General features: G+C 34.6%; 5 protein-coding genes and 2 pseudogenes. All 7 read left to right on the top strand.

Going from position 1 to position 9,655, the window contains the following annotated elements; all coding sequences use genetic code 11:
• Positions 1–829: 829 nt before the first annotated feature.
• A pseudogene (locus K9V48_RS25835) lies at positions 830–1,501 on the top strand (GntR family transcriptional regulator); the annotation flags it as partial.
• Positions 1,502–1,742: 241 nt separating this feature from the next.
• Positions 1,743–2,543: an AraC family transcriptional regulator gene (locus tag K9V48_RS25830; protein WP_224141963.1), complete on the top strand. Its 801-nt coding sequence runs from the start codon at positions 1,743–1,745 to the stop codon at positions 2,541–2,543.
• 160 nt (positions 2,544–2,703) lie between these two features.
• Entirely contained in the window at positions 2,704–5,007 is a 2,304-nt protein-coding gene (locus K9V48_RS25825; protein WP_224141962.1) for a copper amine oxidase, read from the top strand.
• 316 nt (positions 5,008–5,323) lie between these two features.
• The gene (locus K9V48_RS25820; RefSeq protein ID WP_224141961.1) at positions 5,324–6,793 is read left to right on the top strand and encodes an aldehyde dehydrogenase family protein; all 1,470 of its coding nucleotides are present in this window, start codon (positions 5,324–5,326) and stop codon (positions 6,791–6,793) included.
• A gap of 35 nt (positions 6,794–6,828) precedes the next feature.
• Complete coding sequence (locus K9V48_RS25815) at positions 6,829–7,215, top strand: serine integrase family protein (protein ID WP_224141960.1); 387 nt, start codon at positions 6,829–6,831, stop codon at positions 7,213–7,215.
• A 298-nt stretch (positions 7,216–7,513) separates the two neighbouring features.
• The gene (locus K9V48_RS25810) at positions 7,514–7,783 is read left to right on the top strand and encodes a hypothetical protein (protein ID WP_224141959.1); all 270 of its coding nucleotides are present in this window, start codon (positions 7,514–7,516) and stop codon (positions 7,781–7,783) included.
• A gap of 511 nt (positions 7,784–8,294) precedes the next feature.
• Positions 8,295–9,400: pseudogene (locus K9V48_RS25805) on the top strand (IS3 family transposase); the annotation flags it as partial.
• Positions 9,401–9,655: the final 255 nt, after the last annotated feature.

Below are 9,655 nucleotides of genomic sequence, written 5' to 3'. Positions count from 1 at the left end.
TTCCTATTATCTACCTAATCCCAAAAATTATACCGATGAAGATGTTAAGTAATCCTATTATGTTGAACAACACGTCGTATCAAAGGTTAATTGTATATTATTCTTCTCTAAGTTGAATTTCTTTAATAATAATGTTTTTTTGTATACAAAAATTATCGGTAATTCTTTAGATGTTAAAACATTGTATTAAAGTAAATATAAAATCACCTAAATAGTTTAACGATTAAAATACAGGTGCTATACAACCTTTTTTAAAATTAAATGGCCCGATTGCTGAACAAAATTAAAAAGGCACTCTTTATTAAAAAACAACCCGTTGATAATTTCGTAAACGCTATATTTGTTCCAAAACTCGTCCTTTTCTGAACACACTTAGATTCGAGTTAAAAAGGATGTTTTTTCTTGCTATATACGTTACAAAACCCTGTTCACTATTCTACGTCCAATAACCTAATAAAACCTATCTTATGTTACGCTATTTGGAAAAAACTCTAAAATAAAACGTAAAGCACTTGTTACCAGCTCATAGCTTGGATAAGTGCTTTTATTGTTTAGAATAGGTGTATTTTGAAGTATAAAATAGCACTAAAAACAGGTGCAATTTACCGATTAAAGTGACAAGCTAAAAAATAGGGTGGTTTTTTGATAGTCTAAAAATTTTAACTTTTGGACAGATAATCTAAGTAAAGATTGTGAATGTTTTCGCTTAACCTATCGGGCAGCATTAGTGGAATATGGGGACCTGTGGAAAGAACATAATATTAAAGAGTAATTATAATAGTTTTATAAACGGTATAATATTATAATTGGATGAAAAAGGATGCGTAACATGCCGATTAATTCTTTTGAAAATTATCCGATGAGCTGGAAGCCATCCATTGATAAAACCAAAAAGCCCATTTATCAAGTACTCGCAGGACAGTTACAACAGGACATTTTAAACGGAGTACTATTACCTGGTACAAAACTTCCACCACAGCGAGAACTGGCCGATTATTTAGATTTGAATTTGAGTACTATTTCTAAAGCCTTTAAAGTTTGTGAGTTAAAGGGTTTGATAAGTGCATCTGTTGGAAGTGGGACATTTGTATCATATGATGCGTTATCAAATGCGTATTTACTTGAAGATACAAAGCCGAAGCATTTAATTGAAATGGGAGCAACACTACCCGATAATGCTTCATACGAGCCACTTCTACTTCAACTGAAAAGTATGCTACAAGACACAGATTATGAAAAATGGTTTGGTTATGGTCGTGCTGGAGAAAGCCGGTGGCAAAAAGATGCAGCTATCAAGCTAATCCAAAGGGGTGGGTTTGAAACAACAGTTGATCACATTGGTGTTGATCATCATGAAATGAGTCCAACTGCCCTTGAGTATGCATGTAAAAATGAGAATATTAAAGGAATTTACTTGATCCCAGATTACCATAATCCGACAGCTAGCTTTATGTCTGTCGAGAATCGAAAAATGATCGCAGCAATTGCCAAAAAGTATGATTTTTGAGTGGAATTCTATATTTATTTGATTTTTGTCCCGTTTTCTACAAAAATGAAAAAAGGTAGGAATTCTTATTTTTTTAGGAAGTGACACCAAAATTGGAAGCGTTTGCAATTGGTGATCTTAATAAACATTAGGTTATGAAATCTAACATAAAGAGTAAAAGAGACAAAGCAATACCCTATTATTTATTTGTATTGATATCAAAAAAAGGTAGTAGCTGGATAAGGAGAGTGGGCTTATGGGTTCAAGATTATACAGTTTCATACCAATCCAACCCGAATTAGAACAAAACTCTGATTACTATATTGAAAAAAAAGAGATTGATCTAATAAATAAAACAACCATACTATTTTATCAATTTCAATTACATAAAGACTTAACCAATCCAATTTCAATCGTACCAGATGGTTGTATAGATATCTTGTTTTTATGTCATGACAAAACCCCTTGTGCAACTGTTCATGGAAGTCGCCTTCAAAAAAAATCGATCACTTTTCAGGCCGGATATGAATATTTTGGATTCAGATTTATTCCTAATCAAGATACTAGAAAATTTAACTATTCTATGAAAGAAATCATTGATGGAGATATTCTATTAGCAGACTTATTTACATTGGATCATCATGCTGTTGAACGAATGATAAATGAAAAAAAATTTTATGAGAGAATTAACTTATTTAAAGAATTAATTGGGAACAATCTTTTTACAGATTGTTCTTCACAAAGGATTATTAGTTATGCTGTAAATAAAATCTATTCTTCTAAAGGCAATATAAACATTAATAATCTAGCAACAGAGCTCGGATATTCATCAAGGTATTTACGGAAGCAATTTGAAGATCGCGTGGGGCTTTCTCCAAAGCTATTTAGTCAAATTACAAGGTATCAGTATTCTTTACACATGCTGCTAAATAACAATTCAGTATGGGATGTCATAAAAGAAAATGGTTATTATGATCAAGCACATCTAATTAATGAATTTAAAAAATTTGGAAATATTACACCGAACCAGTTAGTAAGAACATTGGAAAAAATATAGACTCCTGTTTTCCGTATAGGCATTAAAAAGCTGAAATTCAATGGATTTCGGTCTTTTTTAGTTCCTTATTATTTTGAGAGTTTGTTCCGATTTTTCCAATAATTCAAAACATTCATTTTATACAATAGTATTAGTTTTTAAATAAAAAAGGGGGATTTTGATGGTGATGATGAAAAACTGTTTAAAACACGCAATTATTATTACTACTGTTTTATTATTTTTGTTTGCTCCTTTCTCATCAATAGTCAATCATCGAGCATTTGCTCATGGAGGTGAAGTGGAGGTAGTTGAGCTTGAATCGGCCTTAGAAGGTACGGACGCAACCATAAAATCAAATTTTTGGAGTATTTTCACTAACACAACAACGATTGAAAAAGACGATACAGTGATAAAGATCAAACCTAATTCAAATATTGTCACTGTTAATGGCAAAGAAATTGAGTTAGAAACACCTGTAACAGAAAAAGAGGGAAAAATTTTTGTATCTCATCATTTTATCAATGAGGTTTTCCCTGAACTTGAACAAACCTTCCAAATCGAAAAAGGGGATCATCCACTTGATCCATTAACACCAAAAGAAATTGAAAATACAGTTAGCGTATTGAAAAAGTCAGGAAAATATAAGGAAAGCCTTCGCTTTACAGAAATTACATTAAAACTGCCTGAGAAAAAGAAGGTTTGGGATTGGACTTTAAGTAACGAGAAAAAAGAAACATTCGCAAGAATAGCAGAATTTATTGCTTTAGATGGTAAACAAGTAATTGAAGGGGAAGTTGATCTATCAATAAAAAAACTAGTCTCATGGAATAAGATTGATGGTGTACACGGTATGGTGATCATCGATGATTTTGCTACTGTCCAAACTGCCATCGAATCGAGTGAGGAGTATATAAAAGCTTTAAAAAAACGTGATATTGAAGATGTGAAAAAAGTTGTCACTACCCCATTAACAGTAGGCTATTTTGATGGAGAAGATGGACTGGAGCATGAACAGCGATTATTAAAGGTCGTTTCTTATTTAAACACTGGTGACGGAAATTTTTGGGCCCATCCAATTGAAAACTTAGTTGCTACTGTTGATCTTGAACAGAAGAAAGTCATAAAAGTAGAAGATGAAGGGGTTATCCCAGTTCCAATGCAATTAAATGCTTATGATGGTAGAGATTATAAAGATAAAGTTGAAGTTAAGCCTCTTAATCTAACAGAACCAGATGGCAAGAACTATGAAATTAAAGGAAATACAATTAGCTGGCAAGAATGGGATTTCCACTTGCGTATGGATACACGTGTGGGGCCTGTCTTATCAACTGTTACGTATAATGACGAAGGTAAAAAGCGAAAAATCATGTACGAAGGTTCACTTGGTGGAATGATTGTTCCTTACGGAGATCCAGATGTTGGCTGGTATTTCAAATCCTATTTAGATGCTGGTGATTATGGAATGGGGCAGTTAACAGCACCGCTTGAAAAAGGAACAGATGTACCAGAAAATGCTGTACTTCTTGATGCAACAATTGCGGATAATGCTGGTAAACCGTATACAATAAAAAATGCAATGGCTGTATTCGAGCGGTATGCCGGTCCAGAATATAAGCATGCTGATCTTGCGACATTTACAGAAGAAAACCAAAGTCGGGAACGTCGTGAATTAGTGATGCGCTGGGTAAGTACAATAGGAAACTATGATTATATTTTTGATTGGGTTTTATCACAAAATGGTACCATCAAAATTGATGTCGGGGCATCTGGTATTGAAGCTGTAAAGGGTGTGAAAACCAAAACAATGCACGATGAAACGGCTAAAGAGGATACAAAATATGGTACGTTGCTTGATAACAATATTGTTGGAACTACGCACCAGCATATTTATAACTTCAGACTTGATCTAGATGTTGATGGAGAGGACAACACGTTAACAGAAATCAATCCAATAGTTGAGGAAAATAAAGATGGCGGTCCTCGGAAAAGTGTCATGGTTACTGAACAAAAAACAGTAACGACTGAACAGGAAGCTATACAAAAGTTTGATCCTTCAACGATTCGCTTGTTAAGTAACTATAATAAGGAAAATAAAGTAGGAAACCCTGTCTCCTATCAAATTATACCGTTTGCTGGTGGAACGCATCCAATTGCCAAAGGAGCATTATTTAGTGAAGATGATTGGCTTTTAAACCGTGTGAATTTTATGGATAAACAAATATGGGTAACGAATTATGATCCAAATGAACGATACCCTGAAGGTAAATATCCTAATCGAAGTAAAACAGATACTGGATTAAAACAATATACTGCAGACAATAGTTCGATTGAAAATACGGATAATGTTGTATGGATGACAACAGGAGCAACACATGTAGCACGTGCTGAAGAATGGCCGATGATGCCAACCGAGTGGGTACATGCCATGTTAAAACCTTGGAATTTCTTTGATCGTACACCAACATTAGATTTACCTAAAAAATAATAAGATTGAGTTTGCTCTTACTAAGGTTTTGTAAGGGCTCATCTCTCTAAACTTAAGGTTATTTTCTTTAAGAAAGGCTCTTTTTTAAGATATTGTTACTTTTAACATGTAAGAGACGTACTAATACAGGCAATCGGTGAATCACTGAATCACTGATTGCTCCTAGTCTCACATCCGACCTCACATCTCAAGAGATACCTTTATTTTCAAAGTGATGACTCTGTTACAATAGCTGCAAAGTTTACGAAAATAGCCTTAAAAAATAACAGATACAGTGGGAAATGTCTAAAACTCGAATACTAAGGGAGAGTTAACTATGAAACATTATAAGTTATTTATAGATGGAAAATGGGTGGATGCTTTATCAGGTAAAACATTTGAATCATTAAATCCCGCAACAGGTGAGGTAAATGCTGTCGTTGCAGAAGCTGGCCGTGAAGATGTAGATTTGGCAGTTAAAGCAGCTCGGAAGGCATTTGAATCCGGACCTTGGGCTGATATGGCTCCAGGAGATAGAGGGAGATTATTATATAAAGTAGCTCAAGCTCTCTGGGACAAAGCAGACATGCTTGCTGAAGTTGAAACTAGAGATAATGGACTGCCGATTAACGAAACAAAATTTATTGCAATGCCTGCCATGATTGATGTTTTGGAATTTTACGCAGGACTTGCAAATAAAGTTCAAGGTAGTACCCTAGCATCTCCAAACAATCGTTTTAATTACACGTTAAAAGAACCAGTTGGAGTTGTTGGTGCAATTGTTCCTTGGAATTTTCCACTAATGTTAACAATGTGGAAGTTAGCTCCTGCTCTAGCAACTGGAAATACAATTGTCATTAAGCCAGCTGAGCAAACTCCTGTTAGTATTCTTGAAATGGTGAAAATCTTCCAAAAAGTAGGAATTCCAGATGGTGTCATTAATGTTGTACCAGGTTTCGGAAGAACCGCTGGTGATGCACTTTCATCACATCAGGACGTAGATAAAATTACTTTTACAGGTTCAACAAATACAGGACGATTAATTATGCAAGCTGCAAGTAAAAATCTAAAGCCAGTTAGTCTTGAATTAGGTGGAAAATCACCAAATATTGTTTTTGATGATGCAAACATTGAAAATGCAGTGAATGGCTCTATGTTTGGTATCTTCTTTGCACAAGGTCAAGTTTGTGCATCCGGTACTAGACTTTTTGTTCAGGAAGGAATTTATGATAAGTTTATGGACTCTTTTGTAAAGAAAGCACAATCTATTCGTGTTGGTAATCCTTTAGATCAAACAACACAAATGGGTCCTCAAGTTTCATTACAACAATTAGAAAAAATTCAGCAGTATGTATCTTTGGGAATTGAAGAAGGTGCTAACCTTGTCATTGGTGGTGAAAGAAACAAAGATGCAGGAAACGGATACTTTTTCACACCTACTGTATTCGAAGATGTTACAAATGAAATGACGATTGCTCGTGAAGAAATCTTTGGACCTGTTTTATCAGTAATCCGCTTTAAAGACGAAGAAGATGCATTAAGAAAAGCAAATGATACATTGTATGGATTGGCTTCAGGTTTATGGACAAATGACTTAAAACGAGCGCACCGTATGACTAGAGGTTTAAAAGCGGGAACCGTTTATGTGAACACCTTTAGTATGTTAGATAGTGCTGCACCTTTTGGTGGTAGAAAACAAAGTGGATTTGGAAGAGAACTAGGTATACAGGCGATGGATATGTACACTGAAACAAAAAATGTATGGATTGATTTGAGTGAAGAAGGCTTAAATTGGTATGGTGTATAAGAAAAGGTTAAACTATTGTAATTACTAAATATATATTGAAACAGCCGCATTTATCAAATGAGAAATGCGGCTGTTGTACTGTTGAAAGTAAACCCACGATTAACACGAATAGTGAAACTGATGATGTAATATTAAAAGCGATTCAGCAAGCCGTTCTTGTTATTCTTACAGCATTTGCAGAAAAAGAACGTGACCGCATTCGAAAACGACAACGTGAAGGAATTGATGTAGCTTTGAAAAATGGCACAGCATTTGGTCGACCTAAAGTACAGGCCACAGATAAATTCAAAGAAGTATATGATCGTTGGAAAGTAGGAGAGGTGACAGCCGTAAAAGCGCTGGGAGAGTTAGGTGTTAAAAAAACGACTTTTTATAAGCTGGTTAAAGAATACGAAAGAGATTTTAAATGTAGGACTATATAATGGATGATTGTAGAAGCATATGACCAGACATATAGAAATGCATACAATATTGTTTACGGTAAGAGTTGGAAACATTTACATAAATGAAATCGATGATTAATATCTGCGCCAACAGTTATTAATCGGTAACAATGTAACAAATTGATAAGAAAATATACAAGAAATACATAATTTTCCCTTTACGGGCTATTAATAAAAGGTCTTAGGTTCTTCTAAGACCTAATTTTGATAGAAGTTTGCATATTCACACTTCAATATGATACAACCTAAAAGGAGCTAATTACAGGAGGTTGTTCAAATGGATGAAATTAAAGACTTATTATCTAGAGCGATGAAATCAAATAAAGAAATTATAAAAGGCCAGGAATTCAGTGTACAAGCGAATCTAAAAGGAACTGATGATTACATAAACCTTTATGCTAATGGTGCGGTAGTAGCTGTATATGACGTAGATGATCAAGATTTAAATATAATCAACTATGACTACAAGAAAGAGGTAAAATTTTTTGGTGAATGCTTAGAAGATGAAGGGATGGAAGTTTATATAGACGAAGGTTTAATGAATTAACACTCTATTTATAGGGTGTTTTTTATTTGCCTAAATTTAGATGTGGAGATGGTTTATTAATACATAAAGATGTGGACAATATTACTACAAATCATTATGAGGTGATATTGATTGAAATGGTTTAAAGTTACATCATTGTTACTATTAATTTTTCTGGTTACTGCTTGTAATAATAACGAAGAAGATCTTATTACTAATAAAAATAAACAAGTATCAGATGAAGTTGAATCAAAGGATTCTGAATTAGATTCAAACCCGAGTAATACTTTAACTGAATAAGAAAGTTGATTAGGACACTCATTTTTTAGAGTGTCTTTTTCTTTTGGCTTGTTTAAACTCATCTCGCAAATTAAATAATTGGAATGTCAACACTAAACTGGACAAAACTTATAAGGGCTGTTGTTTAAATTCAACAGGCGTTAAATAGTCCAATGTGGATAGGCTACACTTAGTTGGACAGAAAAATTAAGGTCAAGTAGACTACAGTAAATACTATTGGGGAGAATCTACTATGACAAAAAAAGCCCGACGAACATTTACATCTGAATTTAAGCAACAGATTGTTCAGCTCTATCTTAATGGAAAACCAAGAAAGGATCTCATCAAGGAGTATGACCTAACGCCATCTTCATTGGACAAGTGGGTGAGTCAAAGCCAGACATCTGGATCGTTCAAAGAAAAAGATAATCTAACCCCTGAAGAACAAGAATTGAATAAACTCCGAAAAGAAATTAAGCAACTTCAAATGGAAAATGACATTTTAAAGCAAGCCGCGCTTATACTAGGACGAAAGTAAATGTGATCAAGAATAATCAACATAAATACTCGATATCAGCAATGTGTAAAGTCCTGAAAATTCCTAGAAGCACTTATTATTATGAAGCAAAAGAAAGAGCTTCGGAGGATGACATAACATCCGATGTGATCGCTATATTTCAGGCAAGCCGTCAAAATTACGGAACACGTAAAATCAAGGTAGAACTAAAGAAACGTGGTCTCATCGTTTCGAGAAGAAGAATTGGCCGCATTATGCAAGAACAGGGCCTTGTCTCTACGTACACGGTAGCTCAATTTAAACCTCATACCCAATCATGTAATGAATCAGAACAGAAAAATGAACTAAACCGCGAGTTCGACCAGGAAGAAGAAGTGGCAGTCGTCGTCGGCGATTTGACATACGTAAGAGTCAATAAAAAATGGCATTACGTATGTGTATTTGTCGATCTCTTTAATCGAGAAATCGTAGGCTTCAGTACAGGGCCAAACAAAGATGTCTTACTCGTTTATCGTGCATTCGCCTCTATCAAGGCCGACCTGCGCAACATACAGCTTTTTCATACGGATCGTGGAAATGAGTTTAAAAATAAACTGATTGATGATGCTTTAGAGACGTTTAACATTCAACGATTTTTAAGCATGAAGGGCTGTCCGTATGACAATGCAGTAGCTGAAGCAACATTCAAAATCATTAAAACAGAGTTTGTGAAAGGTCAACATTTTGATAGTTTAGAAGAATTAACATGGGAATTACAGGACTATGTCCACTGGTTTAATTATATTCGAATCCATGGGGCACTTGGTTACATGAGTCCGATCGATTACAAACTTGAACACCTTAAACATACTAACATTAGTAGTACAAACCAAGGCCATGGTTTGTGCTACTATTTTTTTATAGTAGAAGTGAAGGAAGGTCGAACAACTTTTGGGACCGTAATAGAGTCCGTATTATAAACAGACCAACTTTGGTCATACCCCTGTCAAGTAGACAGCCTAAAAAAGACTAAGCAGCCAGTGTGATTCGGTATTCAACCGGAGCACACTGGTTTAGTTTTTTCTGAAACCTTTTAAAGTTATAAAGATACATATATT

Source organism: Metabacillus rhizolycopersici, from assembly GCF_020075705.1.
Note: the sequence above shows the minus strand (reverse complement) of the source record. Positions and strands in the feature narration are given on the sequence as shown.